The organism is Halopseudomonas sp., assembly GCF_038130085.1.
Classification (GTDB): Bacteria; Pseudomonadota; Gammaproteobacteria; order Pseudomonadales; family Pseudomonadaceae; genus Halopseudomonas.
Window position 1 is genome coordinate 1 of record NZ_JAYPMU010000035.1, and the last position, 18,038, is coordinate 18,038.

Annotated in this window: 17 protein-coding genes and 2 pseudogenes; 5 read left to right on the top strand and 14 right to left on the bottom strand. The window is 57.0% G+C overall.

From position 1 onward, the window contains the following. Positions 1-54: 54 nt before the first annotated feature. The 4 genes and pseudogenes from AAFM31_RS16805 to AAFM31_RS16820 form a co-directional block, all read right to left on the bottom strand. Positions 55-720, bottom strand: a pseudogene (locus AAFM31_RS16805) (integrase); the annotation flags it as partial. Continuing rightward, a complete protein-coding gene (locus AAFM31_RS16810) occupies positions 717-1,736 on the bottom strand; it encodes a tyrosine-type recombinase/integrase (RefSeq protein WP_341709054.1) in 1,020 nt (339 codons plus the stop codon). The pseudogene AAFM31_RS16805 and the gene AAFM31_RS16810, both read right to left, overlap by 4 nt. 58 nt (positions 1,737-1,794) lie before the next feature. After that, a pseudogene (locus AAFM31_RS16815) lies at positions 1,795-2,031 on the bottom strand (DNA polymerase V subunit UmuC); the annotation flags it as partial. Further along, positions 2,028-2,471 carry a translesion error-prone DNA polymerase V autoproteolytic subunit gene (locus AAFM31_RS16820; protein WP_335601040.1) on the bottom strand — a complete coding sequence of 148 codons (444 nt, stop codon included), beginning with the start codon at positions 2,469-2,471 and terminating at the stop codon, positions 2,028-2,030. The gene AAFM31_RS16820 and the pseudogene AAFM31_RS16815, both read right to left, overlap by 4 nt. Positions 2,472-2,655: 184 nt before the next feature. Between AAFM31_RS16820 and AAFM31_RS16825 the strand changes: the two genes are divergently transcribed. Next, a complete protein-coding gene (locus AAFM31_RS16825; protein WP_341709055.1) occupies positions 2,656-7,557 on the top strand; it encodes a type ISP restriction/modification enzyme in 4,902 nt (1,633 codons plus the stop codon). Between the two features lie 49 nt (positions 7,558-7,606). Then, a complete protein-coding gene (locus AAFM31_RS16830) occupies positions 7,607-8,686 on the top strand; it encodes a hypothetical protein (RefSeq protein WP_341709056.1) in 1,080 nt (359 codons plus the stop codon). A 208-nt stretch (positions 8,687-8,894) separates the two neighbouring features. Here the strand turns inward: AAFM31_RS16830 and AAFM31_RS16835 are convergent, their stop codons facing one another. Both AAFM31_RS16835 and AAFM31_RS16840 read right to left on the bottom strand, forming a co-directional pair. Next, complete coding sequence (locus AAFM31_RS16835) at positions 8,895-9,572, bottom strand: transmembrane anchor protein (RefSeq protein WP_341709057.1); 678 nt, start codon at positions 9,570-9,572, stop codon at positions 8,895-8,897. Positions 9,573-9,583: 11 nt separating this feature from the next. Beyond that, a complete protein-coding gene (locus AAFM31_RS16840) occupies positions 9,584-10,306 on the bottom strand; it encodes a HupE/UreJ family protein (RefSeq protein WP_341709058.1) in 723 nt (240 codons plus the stop codon). A gap of 503 nt (positions 10,307-10,809) precedes the next feature. Between AAFM31_RS16840 and AAFM31_RS16845 the strand changes: the two genes are divergently transcribed. Together AAFM31_RS16845 and AAFM31_RS16850 are read left to right on the top strand one after the other, a co-directional pair. Beyond that, complete coding sequence (locus tag AAFM31_RS16845) at positions 10,810-11,097, top strand: metal-sensing transcriptional repressor (protein ID WP_341709059.1); 288 nt, start codon at positions 10,810-10,812, stop codon at positions 11,095-11,097. A 10-nt stretch (positions 11,098-11,107) separates the two neighbouring features. Beyond that, positions 11,108-12,238, top strand: a complete 1,131-nt coding sequence (locus AAFM31_RS16850; protein WP_341709060.1) for a nickel/cobalt efflux transporter — start codon at positions 11,108-11,110, stop codon at positions 12,236-12,238. Between the two features lie 331 nt (positions 12,239-12,569). On the opposite strand, the gene AAFM31_RS16855 is transcribed toward AAFM31_RS16850, so the two are convergent. From AAFM31_RS16855 to AAFM31_RS16865, 3 genes are read right to left on the bottom strand one after another with little or no spacing between them, the layout of a single operon-like run. Beyond that, positions 12,570-12,833 carry a hypothetical protein gene (locus tag AAFM31_RS16855; RefSeq protein WP_341709061.1) on the bottom strand — a complete coding sequence of 88 codons (264 nt, stop codon included), beginning with the start codon at positions 12,831-12,833 and terminating at the stop codon, positions 12,570-12,572. 11 nt (positions 12,834-12,844) lie between these two features. Then, a complete protein-coding gene (locus AAFM31_RS16860; RefSeq protein WP_341709062.1) occupies positions 12,845-13,237 on the bottom strand; it encodes a hypothetical protein in 393 nt (130 codons plus the stop codon). A 43-nt stretch (positions 13,238-13,280) separates the two neighbouring features. Beyond that, complete coding sequence (locus tag AAFM31_RS16865; RefSeq protein ID WP_341709063.1) at positions 13,281-13,727, bottom strand: hypothetical protein; 447 nt, start codon at positions 13,725-13,727, stop codon at positions 13,281-13,283. Positions 13,728-13,867: 140 nt separating this feature from the next. Here AAFM31_RS16865 and AAFM31_RS16870 point away from each other — a divergent pair, with 140 nt between their 5' ends. After that, positions 13,868-14,212: a helix-turn-helix transcriptional regulator gene (locus tag AAFM31_RS16870; protein ID WP_341709064.1), complete on the top strand. Its 345-nt coding sequence runs from the start codon at positions 13,868-13,870 to the stop codon at positions 14,210-14,212. A gap of 7 nt (positions 14,213-14,219) precedes the next feature. Here the strand turns inward: AAFM31_RS16870 and AAFM31_RS16875 are convergent, their stop codons facing one another. The 5 genes from AAFM31_RS16875 to AAFM31_RS16895 all read right to left on the bottom strand — a co-directional run. Next, positions 14,220-14,561, bottom strand: coding sequence for a hypothetical protein (locus tag AAFM31_RS16875; protein WP_341709065.1), 342 nt, complete (start codon positions 14,559-14,561; stop codon positions 14,220-14,222). A gap of 25 nt (positions 14,562-14,586) precedes the next feature. Further along, on the bottom strand, positions 14,587-15,075 hold the full coding sequence (radC, locus tag AAFM31_RS16880) for a DNA repair protein RadC (protein ID WP_341709066.1): 489 nt from the start codon (positions 15,073-15,075) through the stop codon (positions 14,587-14,589). Positions 15,076-15,107: 32 nt separating this feature from the next. Continuing rightward, entirely contained in the window at positions 15,108-16,061 is a 954-nt protein-coding gene (locus AAFM31_RS16885; RefSeq protein ID WP_341709067.1) for a hydrolase or metal-binding protein, read from the bottom strand. A gap of 81 nt (positions 16,062-16,142) precedes the next feature. Further along, positions 16,143-17,150 carry a YqaJ viral recombinase family protein gene (locus tag AAFM31_RS16890; protein ID WP_238870347.1) on the bottom strand — a complete coding sequence of 336 codons (1,008 nt, stop codon included), beginning with the start codon at positions 17,148-17,150 and terminating at the stop codon, positions 16,143-16,145. 105 nt (positions 17,151-17,255) lie between these two features. After that, on the bottom strand, positions 17,256-18,038 hold a 783-nt coding region (locus AAFM31_RS16895; RefSeq protein WP_341709068.1), incomplete at its 5' end, for a DUF932 domain-containing protein.

An 18,038-nucleotide genomic window follows, 5' to 3' on the forward strand; every position in this document is an offset into this window, starting at 1 on the left:
CATGGCTTCATCTTCTCAGGAGTTGAAGCCTCCGCGAAACCCGGGGCGGTTCAGTTTCGCCAAAATCCCCATGGCAGCGAGGCCGTGAGACACCTTTCCGACCGATCTCGCGACACCTTCGCTTCGATGCTGCTGGCCCTTCAGCAGCAGTTCCTCAGTGAACGTCTCCAACCGCGGATCTCCGTTTTCCAGCATCAAGGTGCCCAGCACACTGGAAAGGAACTGCTCAAGATGGCGCGCAGCGTAGCCCAGCGATCTCAACGCTTGACTCAAGCGAGCGTGCTCATGCCTGAACACTTCATGGCCGAAGATAAAAGAAGCATATATCGCCGGCTGTCGGAATTTGGCGATACGCTGCGGGGTTTGAAAACCGCCGAGGTGGTAGGCAACGGAAGCGAGGTAAGGTCGTGATCCTGCTTGACTACTGAGCAAGGTCAACCACTGCGACTCAGACCAACACCAGTAGGGTTTACCAGTCTTGCTGACATTCCAGAGAATGGCAGCCACTGAACAAATTGCTAATCGCTGAGAAACGCCGCTGTGAGCCGCTATATCAGCCAGCGGCCTCATGAGCCCAGGTATCTCTGATTGGAGGTAGCGCCAGTCTGAACGGTGAAGGCGATTCGAAAGTATCGTCAGCTCCAGATTCGATAGATCGCTCTGACGTGCGTACTGGCTCGCGTCGAACGGAACATAAGGGGTGACGGAGGGAGCGCTCATTGCGATGCCTCAGACCTAAAGAGTTCACTAAACATCCGAGCATCGAGACTGCCGACGGAGTGCGCCATCTTTGCAGTGAGATCCGCGCCCGATAGGTGCAGGTAAACTAAAGTGGTTTTGGGGTCTCGATGGCCAGCATATGTGGTCAATTCATGGAGCTTCCAGCCAGCACGGGCCAGATGCGTAAGTCGAAGGTGGCGAAAGGTGTGAGTGCTCAGGTGCGATAGTTTCGCTTCCTTGGCCCACCCTTCGACCGTTTTACTCCACGTCCAACGGGTCAGTGACGAGCCTCGATTACGATCTGATTCTGATCGAAACAACGAACCTCGCGTCCAGCCTGCGCCGCGAAGAGCATGTAGATGCTCGATTAATACGGGGGCAATTTCTGGGCTATAGCACACGACGCGGCTGCGTTTGCCTTTGGTCGTTTCCGCTCGCACCGAGATGAGCCGATGTGCAACGTCTAAATCCTCTATCCGCAAGGCCACCAACTCGGCACGGCGAAGAGCCCCGAAGTACGCCAACGACAGCATGAGCCGGTCACGGATAGACGACCTGGCCGCGATACTGAGAAAGTGTCGCCACTGCTCATCGGTGAGAATGTCTGGGAGCTTAATGAGCCGCGGGACCAAGCCCCTGACAAAGCCTTCATGTCCAGGCACCTGGAGCAGCCGACCATGTTGTCCACGAGGTACAGGGTTTTGCTTGCAAAGACCCTGAAAAACTAGATGGTCGTACCACAACCGGATGGCGGTAAGCCGTTGGTGCAACGTTGAATTTGCTACCGCACTCTTTTCACCAGGCAGCAGCTTACGGATGTAGAGCGTGACTTGTTCGAATGTCGCGGATTCGGGTTTCAACCCACTCCCTTCGCAATGCAATAAGTAATGCGCAAGGCCACGGCCATAGGCATCAAGCGTGGCCGACGCACGCCCCAGATTACCCAGTAGCTCCAGCCACGCTTGAACACTGGGATAGCGGCTCAACACTTGCTCATGCGGTGGGGTAGTGGTCATGGGCGCCCCCTGAGCGTAAACAGAATCAGACTAGCTCAAAAGCATTCCACTTAACTTAATAGAGAGCGTAGTTGCTGCTGAAGGCCAGGATGCCGTGTTGCTGCAATGTATCCTTTATTTTGAAAAACGGCTCACCCATGGCAACGTAGGGCTTGGCATCGGCGCTGCGAGCGATTACGCAGCCATCGTTATTGCTTAGTACCACAATAGGCGTTCGTGCCAGATCCGGGCGAAATACCCGTTCACAGCTGGCATAGAAGGAGTTGCAGTCGATCAGTGCGTAGCTCTTGCTCATGCCTTGTCACTGGTGGCGTACCAGCGAATGCTGTTGCGCACCACGCCCCAGATCAGCAGTTCATCGCCCTCAAGAATGTAGCGGGGGGCGTAATCGGGGTTTTCCGATAGCAGGATGATTTGATGGCGCTGGCGGTGCAGGCGTTTGACGAACACCTCCCCATTCACAGCTGCGACCACAATATCGCCATGACCTGCATTAAGGGCGCGGCTCACCACCAGCACATCGCCGTCATGAATACCCACTCCCGTCATGCTGTTGCCTGACACCCTGACCAGGTACGTGTGTGGCGCGTGCACATCCAGCAGCGTGTCGAGAGACAGCTTTTGCTCCATGTGATCGAGTGCAGGGCTGGGAAAGCCGGCCGGCACCGAAGCGTCGAACCGACTGATCAGGTGGGTTGATGGTGTGAGCGTGGCGATGAACGTGGCGTTTGACATACAGAGAACCAAAAGACTGGATGTAAATACAGTATTGCGGTTTTGGCTCTCTGCTCAAGCGCTAATTTGTTTCAACGCCAAGGTTGGCTTCCTGCTAGCGTCTTGAGTCTCGGTCTAGACGTAGGAGGGTGGTAAACTCGCCCAGATCGCCATCTGGCACTACGGCTAGAAAAAAGGACTTCTGATGTCAGCCCTGTCATCTCTGCTTGATTCATTCCGCGCTGCTGCAGTCACTGAACGTGAGAAAGGCACCTACTTCGAAGAGCTCGTCTGCGTCTATCTGCGTAACGAAGCCACCTACCGTGACCTTTACGAAAAAGTCTGGACCTATGCGGAGTGGGCCAAAGAGCGCGATTTGAGCGGGAAGGACACGGGTATCGATCTGGTCGCACGCACTCAGGGCACCGGTGAGTATCACGCCATCCAGTGCAAGCTGTACGCCGAGGACTACCGGGTACAGAAGAAGGACATTGACAGCTTCTTCACCGCTTCAGGCAAAGCGCCGTTTTCGCACCGCATCATCGTGACCACCACCAACAACTGGAGCGAGCACGCTGAGGATGCGCTGCAAGGCCAGCGGCCGCCGGTCAGCAAGATTGACCTGCAAGCGCTGGAAGACAGCCAGATCGACTGGGCACGGTATCAACCGAGTCAGCCTGTTGCCCTAAAGGCGCGCAAGCAACTCCGAGAGCATCAGCAAACGGCCCTCAATGCCGTCACCGCTGGCCTGAAGCAAGCCGAGCGGGGCAAGTTGATCATGGCCTGCGGTACCGGAAAAACCTTCACCAGCTTGAAGATCGCCGAGCGTCTGGCCGGCAAAGGCAAGCGGGTACTGTTCCTGGTGCCGAGCCTGTCGTTGCTGTCACAGACCCTGACCGAGTGGACCCAGGAAAGCGACACACCGCTGCACAGCTTTGCCGTCTGCTCGGACAGTGACGTGGGTAAGAAGCGCAAGGCAGAGGACGATGCCGTTCAGACCTTCACCCATGAACTGCGTTACCCGGCAACCACCCATGCTGATCGCTTGGCCGCTGAAATGCTCAAGCGCCATGATGCCGACCACATGAGCGTTGTGTTCTCTACCTATCACTCCATCGATGTCATCAGTCGCGCTCAGCATGATCACGGTTTGGATGCCTTTGACCTGGTGATCTGTGACGAGGCGCACCGTACCACCGGCGCGACCTTCGACGACGATGACGAAAGCGCCTTCGTGCGTGTTCATGACGCCGATTACATCCGCTCAGCCAAGCGTCTCTACATGACGGCAACGCCACGAATCTACGGTGATACCGCCAAGATCAAGGCAGAGTCGGGTGAAGTCACCTTGTGCTCAATGGATGACGAGGCGCTCTACGGCAAAGAACTGTTCGTCATCAACTTCTCTGAAGCGGTCCAGCGTGGCCTGCTCACAGACTACAAGGTACTGGTGCTCACGGTTGAAGAGAGCGTCATCAGCAGGCGCCTGCAGGAGCTGCTGAAAGACGAGGATAATCAGCTGAAGGTCGACGATGCAGCCAAGATTGTGGGGTGCTGGAAGGCACTGGCCAAGCAGGGGCTGCATGAGCAACTGATTGGTGACAATGAGCCGATGAAGCGCGCGGTCGCGTTCTGCCAGGTGATCTCGCCTAACTACAAGGGCAGCAAGCACAAGGTCAGCTCGGTCAACATCGCCAACATGTTCCAGTCGGTGGTCGAGGCGTACCAGGAGTCGGAAGAAATAGAAGAAGCAGCTCGGCTGATCTGCGAAGCCGAGCACGTCGACGGCGGCATGAACGCCAGCGCCAAGGAAGCCAAGCTGAACTGGTTGAAGGAAGAGCCCCCGGCAAACACGTGTCGCATCCTCAGCAATGTGCGCTGTTTGTCAGAAGGTGTGGACGTGCCGGCGCTGGATGCTGTGCTTTTCCTTACGCCGCGTAACTCTCAGGTAGATGTGGTTCAGTCGGTAGGCCGGGTGATGCGCAACGCGCCGGGCAAAAAGCGCGGCTATGTCGTCCTGCCGGTTGTCATCCCGGCTGGCATGGAGCCCCACGAGGCGCTAAACGACAACCAGACCTACAAGGTGGTCTGGCAGGTCCTGCAGGCGCTGCGCTCGCACGACGATAGCTTTGACGCCATGGTCAATAAGCTGGATCTGATCGGCTCTGACCCGCGCAAGATGGAAGTGATCGCCATCACCGACAAGGCTGAGAAAAAGTCGAAGAGCGCGAGCAAGGCGCAAGTTGGCAAAGGCCAGTACGGTATAGGCGAGAAGCGCCCCAAGTTTGAAGCCGAAGGCCAGATGACCCAGCAAGCCGAGCTGACCTACGAGGTAGGTGAGATCGAAAAGGCCATTTACGCCAAGATCGTCGACAAGTGTGGCAACCGCCACCACTGGGAAGACTGGGCCAACGACATTGCCAAGATTGCCCGCACCCATATCGACCGCATCCAGGGCATTCTGGAAAACCCCGACTACGAAAGCGAGCGGGCTACCTTCAACGCCTTCGCTGCCGAACTGCGCGATGACCTGAATGACAGCATCACCGATGCAGAGATCGTCGAGATGCTCGCTCAGCATCTGGTAACCAAACCGGTGTTTGATGCGCTGTTCGATGAGTACAGCTTTGCCAGCCACAACCCCATGTCGAAAGCCATGCAGGGGGTGCTAGATGCGTTGAATGAGCATCAGTTGGCCAAAGAAGCGGATACCCTGGAGAAGTTCTATCAGAGCGTCCGCCAGCGTGCATCCGGCATCGACAGTGCTCAGGGCAAGCAGCGAATCATCGTCGAGCTGTACGACAAGTTTTTCCGCAACGCCTTCCCGCGTATGACTGAACGGCTGGGCATCGTCTACACCCCGGTCGAGGTGGTCGACTTTATCCTGCACAGTGTCAATCACCTGCTGCAGAAAGAGTTTGGTCAGACCTTGGGGAGCAAGGGTGTTCACATCATCGACCCGTTCACCGGCACCGGCACCTTTATTACCAGGCTTATTCAATCGGGCCTGATCAAGCCGGAAGAGCTGCCGCATAAGTACCGACACGAAATTCACGCCAACGAGTTGGTGCTGCTGGCCTACTACATCGCAGCGATTAACATTGAGGCTGCGTACCACGGGCAAGTGATTGATGAGTACACGCCGTTTGAAGGCATCTGCCTAACTGATACCTTCCAGATGTACGAGAAGGACGATTTGGTCGATGAGCTGCTGGAAGACAACAGTGCTCGCCGCAAAAGGCAGAAAGAGCTGGATATTCGGGTGATTGTGGGGAATCCGCCTTACTCCATCGGCCAAGACAGTGCTAACGATAATAATGCCAATATCAGCTATCCGTATTTAGATCGCCGTATCGAAGAAACCTACGCTGCTCTTTCAGAGATGACCTCGGTGAAAAGTCTGTATGACAGCTATATCCGTGCGCTCCGCTGGGCAAGTGATCGTGTTGGTGATGCGGGAATAATTGGTTTTGTTACAAATGGCGGCTTCCTAGAGGCAGGCTCAGCAGATGGTATGCGCAAGTGTTTGGCGGATGAGTTCTCTTGTCTTTATGTGTTCCATTTACGCGGCAACCAACGCACGAGTGGTGAAACTTCACGTAAGGAAGGTGGCAAGATTTTCGGCAGCGGCAGCCGTGCCCCCATTGCTATTTCACTGCTGGTCAAGAATCCCGATGCGAGCACCCATGGAGAGATTTATTTCCACGACATTGGGGACTATCTCAGTCGTGAGGAAAAGCTGGAGAAAGTTTCAAACTATGCATGCGTAGCAGGTATAGAGAACTGGCAGAAAATTACGCCAGACATTCATGGTGACTGGTTGAGGCAGCGCGATCAAAGCTTTGGCCAATTCATCGTGTTGGGTGACAAGAAGGGAGATTGCCCCAAGATATTCGGCAATTTCTCTCTTGGGGTGGCCACAGGTCGTGATGCATGGGCATACAACAGTAGCCGAACCAAGCTAGAAGCCAACATTGGGCGCATGATCGATTTTTACAACGAGCAGTCGGGGAGTTTTGATTTCGCCTGTGGAGAGGCCAGTAGTAAAGAGCGGAAATCACGTGCTGATAAGTTCATTGATGCTAATCCCCAGAAAATCAGCTGGAACAGAAATCTTTTACAAGACTTGGTGAAAGGAACAAAACATTGCTTCTCAAACGGAGCAATCTGCAAAAGCTTGTACAGGCCTTTCACCAAACAGTATTTGTACTTTGACCGTACTATGAATGCGATGGTGTATCAGATGCCGCGTCTATTCCCGAAAACGGGGGCGGAGAATCTGGTAATTATGACGACGGCAAAAGGGGCAAAAGAGTTCAGCTTCACAATCAGTTCAGCTATCCCTGACCTCAACTCTATGGAAGCAGGTGCTCAATGCTTCCCGTTGTACCTCTACGACGAAGCGGCGCGGCAAGCGGATGAGGATGATCTTTTTGCCTCGGAGGTAGACGCAGAACGTCAAAGACGTGATGCCATTACCGATGAAGCACTGGCGCACTTCCAGATGGCCTACCCTAGCGAGCAGATCTGCAAAGAAGACCTGTTCTACTACGTCTATGGCATCCTCCATTCATCGGACTACCGCGAACGCTTTGCCGATAACCTAAGCAAGGAGCTGCCGCGCATTCCTGCCGTGAAGAAGGCCGCCGACTTCTGGGCTTTCAGCAAGGCGGGTCGGGCCCTGGCTGAGCTTCACCTGAACTACGAAACCGTTGAGCCATACCCGCTGACCATCGAGGCCAAGGGCAAGCTGACTGACGCGGATTATCGCGTCGAGAAGATGAAGTTCGCCAAGAAAAAAGACCCGGAAACCGGCAAAAGCGTGAGCGACCGCAGCACCGTGATCTACAACGGCAAAATCACGCTGAAAGACATCCCAGAGGCAGCGTGGGACTACGTGGTCAATGGCAAGGCTGCGCTGGACTGGGTGATGGAACGCCAAGCGGTCCGCACTGACAAAGCCAGCGGCATCGTCAACGACGCCAACGACTGGGCCATCGAGACCATGGGTAACCCCAAATACCCACTGGAGCTGTTCCAGCGCGTAGTCACCGTGAGTCTTGAAACCCAGAAAATCGTCAACAACCTGCCCGCGCTCGATATCTGACGCGGATGGTGAAGCCAAGGACGGCACAATGACAGGTTTGGCTATACCGTTGGGCGAGCGCGACGGGATCATGCTTCGTGCTTATGAGGTTGAGAACGGCCTGCGTTGCGGCTGTATTTGCCCTGCGTGCCGTCGACCCCTAGTTGCTGCCAATCAGGGTGAGAAGCGCCTTCCGTACTTTCGGCATGCTGAGCTGGAGGGCTGTAGCGGTGGTCGGTCAGAGGGTATCCGACGGGCCGCAGTGCAACTGATCGCTCAGCACCAGCGGCTGCAGCTGCCCTCATTCGCTGAGCGAGTCAGTATTTTCCTGAAGAGCGGCAGAAGCGTTATCAGGGATGCTGGCTTTGACGCTGTGTCGATTGTCCCTGACAAGGTTGAACGGTTCGTAGACCTCGATGATCTGCGAGCTCACGCCAGGCTTTCTCTGCAAGGGCACAACCTGATTGTTCGCATCAAATGCTCGTCGCGTCAGGAGCATGAGCGCAAGCGCCGGCTGCAGGCTATGGACGTTTCAAGTATCGAAATTGATCTGCATCGACTTTCAGATGCGGATATCAACGATGAAACGGTATTTCAGCATGCGGTGCTGGATAACCCCCTCAACCGCACCTGGATTCGTTCGCTTAAAGGCGAGGCTCTGGTTGCTCGGGCTTATGTCGAGCTAGAACCGGAGGCCGCGCGGCTTAATGCAGAGTGGCAGCAGGCAGAAACCGAGCGAATTGAAACTGCAGCTTTAGCGGCTGCCAGACCAAGCGAGCAGCAACGGGAGCGCATAGAAGCGCTGGTTTTGCACCATGAGGCACAGCGTGCGCTAGCCAGGGCCACCGGGCGTGGTGGTGAGGGTATCGAACATACTCGGACACAGCGAGAGGCGCTCATTGTCTCAACGATGTTTCAGGCAGTGCGCGAGTGGGACGGGTTGGGTGCTGAGTGCTCAGGCTGCAGATTGGTCAGTCCTCCAGGTTCGAGGTTCTGTCACTACTGCGCCAGTGATACAGCCCAGCTTCGAGAACGTCGCTACTCCCCTGATCTGGAGCGGACTATTGATCAGGTCAAACGGTGCTGGAGCACGCCAGATGAGTCGTTGCTTTGGGCACGGCAGTTGATTTTTTTGCCTGATATGGGTTGATTGACTCGGTAAATCAGGGTCTTAGCGTCTTCGTCGGAGAGCTGAAATGTGATTGAGCTCCTTGCATAATGGCTAAAGGCTATCATGCCGTAGTAAAACTCTCTGGCGGCGCTCTCTTGCTTAGGTTAGAGGCTGCTGGTCGAGGGGGCGGAAAAAATGCCCGCGCATTGAAAAGAGCTGCGCATCTCTGGCGCAGCCCTCCTCATTTTTAGATAACGCGCTTGATGGCGATGTACTCACCCTCAGTGCGCAGCGTCAACGTAACTGGCTTGTCAGTCCGGTTACGCCAGAACCAGCCGTGCATGCCGTCGAACGCGGCCTCCAGTACGCCGCTGTCCTCCGGTATAAAGCGGCCCTTGCCATAGCCGTGGTAAAAGTCACGCGGCGCTCCGTAGGGGTCGCCATGGGTGTCGTAGTTCACCTGACCACCGTTGGCCGTCCAGAAGTAATTCACTTTGGTGCCTTTGAGCATTTCCAGTTTGATCTCTGCGCCCTGACCAGGGGCAAGGGATATGCTCATTTCGTGTTGCAGGCTGGCTACTTCTGGCTCTGCTGCTACTTCGTCAACAACAGGCGTTTGCGCCATGACCGGCTCAGCTGCTGCAGGTTCAGGTGCTGGCTGAACCACTGGAGGTGCGGCTACCGCTACTTGGGCAACGGGCGCGGTAACTTCTCCGGCGGCTTCCTCAGCAAGCTGTTGTTTGATCTCACCCATCTGGGTAAGGCCCAGCAGGCGGCCTGCGCCAGTTGGGTCAATCGCGTATTCAGATGGCATGACCACCGTGACCAGCAGCGCGATGGCCACCAGCAGAGCGATGACAGTCGAGCGCAGGAGCTGAAGACTGCTCGGCAGCTCATTAAGGGTTGGAGCTTTGCTATTGAACATATGAAAATTCCTTACTGAGAAACGATCAGGCCGGTGAGCTGGTAACCCATCAACAGGAAACCGGCGCTCATCATGGCGACGTTGGCTGTGTAGGCATGACGCCAGAAGCTGGCTGTGCGTCGCCAGTACCCCATCAGAATGAGAATCGCGCCAAGGGCTAGCAGTTGGCCGATTTCAACGCCGACGTTGAAGGCGATCAGATTGACGATCAGGCCATCCGGCGAAATCTCAAACTCCTGAATCTTGGTTGCCAGACCGAAGCCATGCAGCAAGCCGAAGATCAGTGTGGCGGCACGTGTATCAGGCTGGACTCCAAACCAGCGTTGAAAGGCACCAAGGTTGTCGAGTGCTTTGTACACCACCGAAAAACCGATGATGGCGTCGATCACGTAAGGGCTGATGCTTATGCTGCTCAGTACCCCGAAAAGCAGTGTGATCGAATGCCCCACCGCAAACAGCGTGACATAGAGGCCAACATCTTTCAGGCGATACAGAAAGAAGATCACTCCGAACAGGAACAGCAAATGGTCATAGCCGGTAATCATGTGTTTTGCGCCCATGTACATGAATGGAACAAACAGCACGCCGGTGCTTTCCTGAATGAAGCCTTTGTCGCCTTCCGGCACGCCATGAGCGAGTGCCTCGGGCATGCCGACCAGCATTAACGCTAATGCCAGCAGCAATAGGAGCGGTCGACGCGCCGCACCATATCCGCGTAGAGATAGTGATTGCATAAAAAATCCTGAGTTGTGAAGGTCTGGGCCCGTAGGCCGATGTCAGACTGCAGATCAGGTGCGTGGTGGTCGCTCAATGCGGGTGGGTGGGCTGATGGCCAGCCTCTTGGCATAGCCGAAAGCGGGTGCCTCTGCCTGCGCGCGGGGCGCTCGCGGCCACGCTGTCAGATGAGGGGTTTCATGCAGATGGTCTGCGACCAGCGATGAGTGCTGGTGGTCCCCGCCCGGTTGCAGGCTTTGGCTGTTCAAGTCGTCGTGGTTGTGCGGATGGTTATCGTATGTTGCTTGAGCACCTTGCCCGTTACCGTCTTTATATCCCGCCAGCGCATGCCCGGCCCATAGCAGCATCGACAGAAGCGCCAGAATGGGCAGTGAGCGGGAAGCGGCGAGATGTATCAGCATTGACGACGATACTCAGACTCAGCATGAGAAAAGTTTGTGTTGCTGCATCCCCCCCAGGGGGATAGGATGCCGATCTAAATATCGTTGCATGAGACTCCGCGATGAGCAAGCACCAAGGCGAACATCAGCACCAAAGTCATACGGAAATCATCAAAAGGTTGAAGCGTGCTGAGGGTCACCTGCGCAGCATTGTCGGCATGATCGAAGACCGGCGAGCCTGCGTGGATATTGCCCAGCAGTTGCACGCCGTTGAAAAGGCTGTATGCCAGGCCAAGCGCACGCTGATTCAGGATCATATTGACCATTGCCTGGAGCACACCGTCGGGGCGCTCACCAATGGTGAGCGGGCACCGCTGGAAGAGTTCAAGCAAATTACCAAGTACCTCTGAGAGCTGAGCCATGTCTTCTTTCGCTGACCTTTTGCAGCAGGGCGCTTCGCAGGCTTGGCTGTATGTCCCGACAGCTATCGTGCTGGGTGCGTTACACGGTCTTGAGCCGGGACACTCGAAGACCATGATGGCGGCGTTCATCGTGGCGATTCGGGGCACGGTTGGTCAGGCCATATTGCTCGGGTTGGCGGCGACGGCTTCGCATACAGTGGTGGTCTGGCTGGTCGCCATTGGCGGCATGTATCTGGGGCAGAACCTTGACGCTGAAACCTCTGAACCCTATTTCCAGCTTGCCTCGGCAGCACTGATCATCATCATTGCGCTTTGGATGCTCTGGCGTACTTGGCGCGGCGAGCAGATGTGGCGCTTCGAACAGGGCGACGATCATCACCACTTACATGACCAGCCGCACACCGAAACCCGTCACATCGACACCGGGCATGGACGTATTGAACTGTCCATTTTTGAAGATGATGCGCCGCCACGATGGCGTCTGCGAACGCTCAGCGGACATTCGTGGAAGTCGGCAGATGTGCGACTGCAGACCACTCGCGAGAGCGGCGCTGCCGGGGTCTTCACCTTTGTTGAACGCGATGGCTACCTAGAATCGGTAAACGCTATTCCTGAACCCCATGCCTTTGACGTGCGGCTCAGTCTCGGGCACGCCGGGCACTCTCATGACTACGATCTGTCGTTTCACGAGCATGGGCATGATCACACTCATGACGAGTTGGAAGGTCTGGAGTTATCGCTGGAGGGCTATCAGGATGCCCATGAGCGGGCGCACGCAAACGACATTCGCCAGCGCTTCGCCAGCCGTAACGTAACCACCGGCCAGGTCATCTTGTTCGGCCTGACCGGTGGGCTTATTCCCTGCCCCGCGGCAATCACGGTGCTGCTGCTCTGCCTGCAGGTTAAGGAAGTCACGTTAGGCGCTGTCTTGGTCCTCAGTTTCAGCATCGGTTTGGCGTTGACGCTGGTCACGGTTGGCGTTGCGGCGGCAATCGGAACACGCCATGCGTCCAATCGCTGGCCGTGGATGGGCGCTGTGGCGCGCCGCGCACCCTATCTCTCAAGTTTGCTGATTATTGGCGTGGGTATTTACGTCGGTTGGCACGGTTGGGCCGGATTGAACACCTGACGCGGCCTTTACGCGAGCTTGTGGTAGCACTATTCGAGGCGTTTGAGATCGCAGAGTACACAGAGGTTTAGATCTTGGGAGTGGCTACAAGTGGGGCTGTCTGCCGCTTCGAGTCAGTTGCGGGCCTACCTCCAATGTGCAGTTCTGAAGGGTTGGCGATGACCGCACTTTACCGATTTCTGCCGGTTGAAACTGCTGCATCCGATGGTAGCCGGGAACGTTCTACTGATAACCAGCGTCTCAGGCCGTGGCCACTAGGATGGTTTGTGCCACTCGTTGCAAAAAAGAAAAGCACCTCAGCCAGGCCCGAAGGCCACTGAGGTGCTTTTGCTCAGTAGACCCCGCTGCACTGCAGCGTGGCTTGCACGTTGAACCTTATGAACTCCTCGCTCGGAGCGCCAGTGCGTTTTACGCGTTCTAGGTAGGACAGGTCATATTCCTCGATCACCTTATCAAATACGCAGCCGCATACCTCTTTATCTGCACCACCTTGAGCGCAGCCTGACAAGAAATCACCACGCATCTTGTCTTCAGGGCTAGAACAGCCCGCTGCCAGTACGCTCAGCGCCAATACCGCCAATAGTTTATTTTTCACATCCTTACTCCTTATATGCGGGACTGTACCTGGGACATGCCCAGCATCACGCCAATACCCATGCCGATCAGCTGAGGACCCGCGATCCAAAACAGCTTGGTGAATACCAGGCTGAAGAATCCGCCGGTGGTGAATACGGCAGACGGCCGCGCAAAGCGGCAGATGGCATCACCCAGCAGGGCACCGCCCCAGCCGAGCAAGGTACCCACCAATACCGCGAAGGCTTTGGCGAAAAAGCCAGCACGCAGCACCATGCCAGAGTTGTTGAACGTTACAGCGAAGATGGCGAAGGCAAAGGCTGCCAGCGCCCAGCCGAGCACTTTGACGGGGACCGGCAAGGTGTCGTCGATGTAATCGTCCTCGTCGTCCTGGGGATCTCGTCGGTCGAGGTTGTTCTGTTCCATACAGCGGGCTCCTTGTGAGCGTTATTGGAATAGGTGCACCTGATCACCAGGCTGACTGGCAGGTGTTTCCCGGGTGGTTGAGCGGCTTGAGTACGTCGATGCCGGTCGTGGGCAGCGTGACGGTTTGCCCGTCCTGGCTGATCTGCAGGGTTTGGGCTGTTCGCAGGTGCTCCCAGAAGCTCGGGAAAGCCTGGCCGCAGATGCGGCACATGGTGTCGAACGGGTTGCCGTACTCGGTGCCATCGAGGATGACGTTGAAACCGGGATCGTTCTTCGAGCTGTAGGACTGCCCGTGGATCTTGGCGTAGGCATGGACATATTCACCGTCGCTGCCAGGGCAGGCGATGTACAGCTCGTTCCCGGATTCATCGGTGACCGTGTACTCGGTCGTGCCCATGCCGTAGCCGCTGGTCCACTCGGCTGCCGTGGCGGGAATACTGGTGAAAGCCAGTACGCTGAGCAGCGCGCTGGCGCGGAGAGAGTGCTTCATGGCGTCCTTTCCTTTTCTAATTAGTGGAGTCAAAGCGTAGAAATTGGCGTCAAATCTACCTGTGGAGTTGATTCTCATCGTTTCAAGTCCTTCATGTCAATCGGTCGATGCCCAACCATTCAGGTCGGATAGGAGGGGGTATGGCCAAACCAAAAAACGCCCTGACCGCGAGCATCGGTCGGGCGATTGCGCAAAAGCGCAGTGATGCGGGGATGACGCAGGACGGTGTTGCCGGCAAGTTGGGTATCGGCATTGAGGCGGTCTCGCGGATGGAGCGGGGCATTGCCATGCCATCGGTTGCCCGCCTTTATGAGTTGGCTGCGCTATTTGGCTGTGAAGCGGTGGATCTGCTGACGGAGGGGAGCCCGCATGTCGACGATCAGGTGCGTAACCTACGCAGCATGCTGGAGCCGCTGGACACCGCTGACCGGGAGCTGGTCTTGCGTCTGGTGGCGCAGCTGACAGCGCGCCTGAAAACCAAATAACCGAGCATCACTCCGGCGCTGGGTCGTCGGACTCATCCATCAGCAAAAAGCCGCAGTTCAGGCACAGGCTGTCGAAGGTGCCCAGCCAGTGCTTTGCCACGTTATCTGCCAGAGCAGTTCCCTGAGTTGCGCCTACTTCCAGCAAGGGCGTTGGCTCTGCCAGTAATGCCACCAGCTTTCCTAGTTGCTCCCACGGTGCGTGGTTGGTCGGCGCGTCCTGCTGGCGCTCAACATGAGTACGCAGCAGCACATCCAGCACCCCGGCCATCACGACCAGGGTGCGCAGGTTCTGCCGATGAATCAGTGTGGCGCTGTTGCAGATGGTGCAGATGTTGCAGGTCTTCATCATTGCTGGATCTCCTTTTCGGCTTCGCTCAGATCAACCCACGCTCGGCAAAGCTCACCGCTGTGGCTCCGCCAATCACCAGGTGATCGAGCAGGCGCACATCGATGGTTTGCAGTGCCGTGTGCAGGCGGGTGGTCAGGGTGCGGTCAGCTTGGCTGGGTTCTGGTACACCGCTCGGATGGTTGTGAGCGAGGATCACGGCAGCCGCGTTGGCATTGAGCACGGCTTTGATTACTTCGCGGGGATAGACGCTGGCACTGTCGATGGTGCCGTAGAACAGCCGTTCAAAGCGCAGCACTCCATGCTGGCTATCCAGCAGGATGATGCCGAACACCTCTCGCTCCTCGTGGGCCAGTTGGGACACAAGGTAGTCACGGACCAGGTTCGGGCTAGTCAGGTAGTTGCTGCGATGAAAGCGGGCTTCCAGAATCGACTGGGCCCAGCTCAGGACTTCGGTTTCGGACAGCTCAATGCCCGCTGTCGGCATCAGCGCCGACGACGACTTTTGCTTGCTCATGGTGATCTCCGGATATAGAAAAAACCACCCGCTCAGGCGCTGGCGGGTGGATTGGCTTGTTGCAGGTTGTGGGTGCGTTCAAGAATCAGGTCGTGCAGGGTCGGCTTACCGTTGCGGCTTCGACGGCTGCTGTACTGCGGCGCGGGCTTCTGAGACGTAGCTGCTGGCGCTGACTCAACGACCGATTGCTCTGGATAGAACTCCTCCAGTACCAGATGCGAGTCTTCTTCACTGTCCTCAAAGGCCCCATTGACCAGACCCATACGTGCGGCAGCATCCAGTGCTTGTTGATCAAAGCCGGCATCACGCCGCGATTGATCCAAGTGATGCGCCTGAGAGAGGGCTTCTTCCAGGCTCAGGCCACTACGCAGGGTCAGATCCACGTAGTAGATCGGTGCACCGTGACTCTGGCGGGTCGACTTGCCACGCAGGCGCAGTTCCAGCGGCAGACACGCCAGCCGATCTCCGGACAAGGCCTGCAGATAGCTCAACCGGGCCGATAGGGTGCGGATGCTGTTGTAGCCAGTGGTGCGAAACACAAAGCTACCCAGCGGATCATCATCACCGATGGCGACGTTCAAGCGGCCATACGGCTTACAGTTGCCGCCGGGTGCCAAGGGGCAGCCATCCGGTGAGGGGCAGGGCAGTGCCTGAATACCTTCCGCCGTTGAGCGTTTGCACGACTCCCCGTTACCGACACAGAGCGGTCTACCACTGGTGCGGTCAAACAGACTGTATTCGGCGCGAAAGTTGAGCTCCGGGTCGTTGAACAGCAGGCGCACGGGAATGCTGCGGATCTTGCCGCCTTGCTCCTTACGCAGCAGCTCATCAAGCGGGTGAACCAGCCAGCCATCGCGGGTCTGGACCTGAGAGGTGATGGTGAACTGGTCGTCTTTCTCCGGCAGGCGCTTGCCGTTCTTCTCGACTACTTTACCGATGGAGATACGCCCGAGCACGGGCGGGGTGATTGCCAAGCCTTTGATCATGGGAATGCTCCTAGAGGAAACAAAAAGGCCGACGCCATAACGGCAGTCGGCCTGAAGGGGAGTGATGGGAGATAAAGCGACTCAACTGACCAGAAAGCGCCGGCTGCCGGGTTTGCTGATCTGGTACTGCGTCTTGAGCGCGGGGTGGTCCTTGAACAGCGCATCCAGGTCGAGACCGGTGCCGTCCTTGGATTTCTTCCAACTGATGCTGCCGCTGGCGAAGAGCGCTTTACTGGCTTCGCCCATGGCCTGCTGCAGCGACTGCTTGAGCTCGGCTTCGCGCTTGCCCAGATCACTCAGGGAAGAGCGCACCTGCTTGAGCTCATCGAACGCCTCCGACAGGGCTGTATTTGCTGAAAGATCCAGCTGCTCACCATCGTCAGCGGGGTAGAGCAGGCGCAGTGCCGCTTCTGCCGAGTCCGATCCATCTGCTGGTGGTGGAGTGTCGGTCTCAACGTAGTGCCAGAACTGACGCTCCAGGGCGATCAATTGCTCGATCAACGCCTCGTCACGCTCGATGCGGTAAACCTCCAGCTGCTGCCCACCGAGCAGCACAGCCACATCCGCCGCTTGCTTACCGGTGACAGCCAACTGATGCATGACCTGAACCTCGACGTACTTGGGGACGCCATCACGCCAGAGGCGGGCACCGTTCAGACCCGCCGTTTTGCATTCAAGGATCTGCACCTCACTACTGCCAACCACTTCCCGGTCGATATTGGCCAGCATCCAGGGCACGTCAGGGTGCCGCAGCACGGCATTCACCTTGCGCACCTTGTTGCCGGTGCGGCGCTGATATTGGGAAGCCACCACCGGCTCCAGCACCACGCCCCAGAACACCGGGGTGGTGTCGTCTTCGGGGTTGGGTTTAGCGAGTCCCACGTCACGGTTGGTTTTCTCCAGCCAGAGCTCCAGCTGGGATTTGTAGGGGTTGAGGCCGATAGCGGTTGCCGCATCCGAGCTGCCGATACCGCGTTTTCGCACGTCTAGCCAGTCGTTGCGAGTCAGGTCTTTGGTGCTGACCAAGCGCAGGAGGCCACGGTTAGCTTTGTTCGTGCCATTGGTAGGTGTGGTTTGATGCGTATTCATAAGCAAACTCCAGACGCACAAAAGCCCGACCAGCAGACACTGATCGGGCTCAGGCGAGTAAGTAGAAAGGGGAATTGAGGGAAACGGAAAACCCGTACGGGAAAATCAGGCGATCAGCTCCAGGGCATGATCCAGCGCTTTTTGCTTCAAGGTGGCGCCTTGGCCAAACCAGGCCGAGTCCAAACGGTGATCAGCACTGCGCGCACGCTTCTCGTGGTCGACGTACTCGGTGACTGCATTGAGCAGGCCCCATGCGGTGTCCTGTGCTGATGCGAGTTGAGAGCCGCGGCCTTTACCCGCGTACAGATCCTGCACTTTCTGCAGGGCGCGGTGCTGGGTCAGCTCGCGGCGATCCTCCACGTCCTGCTCGGTGTCACAGATCACCCGCAGGAAGTAGCCGAGTGCTTCCCCGGTGTTCACCTTGCGCTGAGACAGATGCTTCATCCGGTACATGAAGTCATCCCACTGGGCGACCGAGATTCCGAGCTGGCGTTTGACCGCCTTGGCGTTGAACTCGGTGTTGTGCGGCACCTTGATCGACTCGGAAGCACCGTTCACTGCAATGGCTAGGGTGTTGTTGCAGACCACCCGTACCGTCGTCGGTGTGGCGACGGTCGACAGGGTGCCATCGCAGGACGTAGCCAGCAGCAGGTAGCCGTTGACCAGGTCGTTACCCTTGAGTGCTGAGGCTTGGCCTGTACGCGCCAATGCCCAGAACTTGCGGCCACCCTTGAGTACGCCCGCGGTCTCCAACTCAAAGCCCGCGTACTCGGTCAGATCTCGGTAGAACTCCAGCACGTCGAACGGCTGAACCACCTTGTAGCGCTGCGAGACCACCGACAGCGGGGCCTTGGTGTCCGAACGGTAGAGCACCTTCTGCTCCGGGAA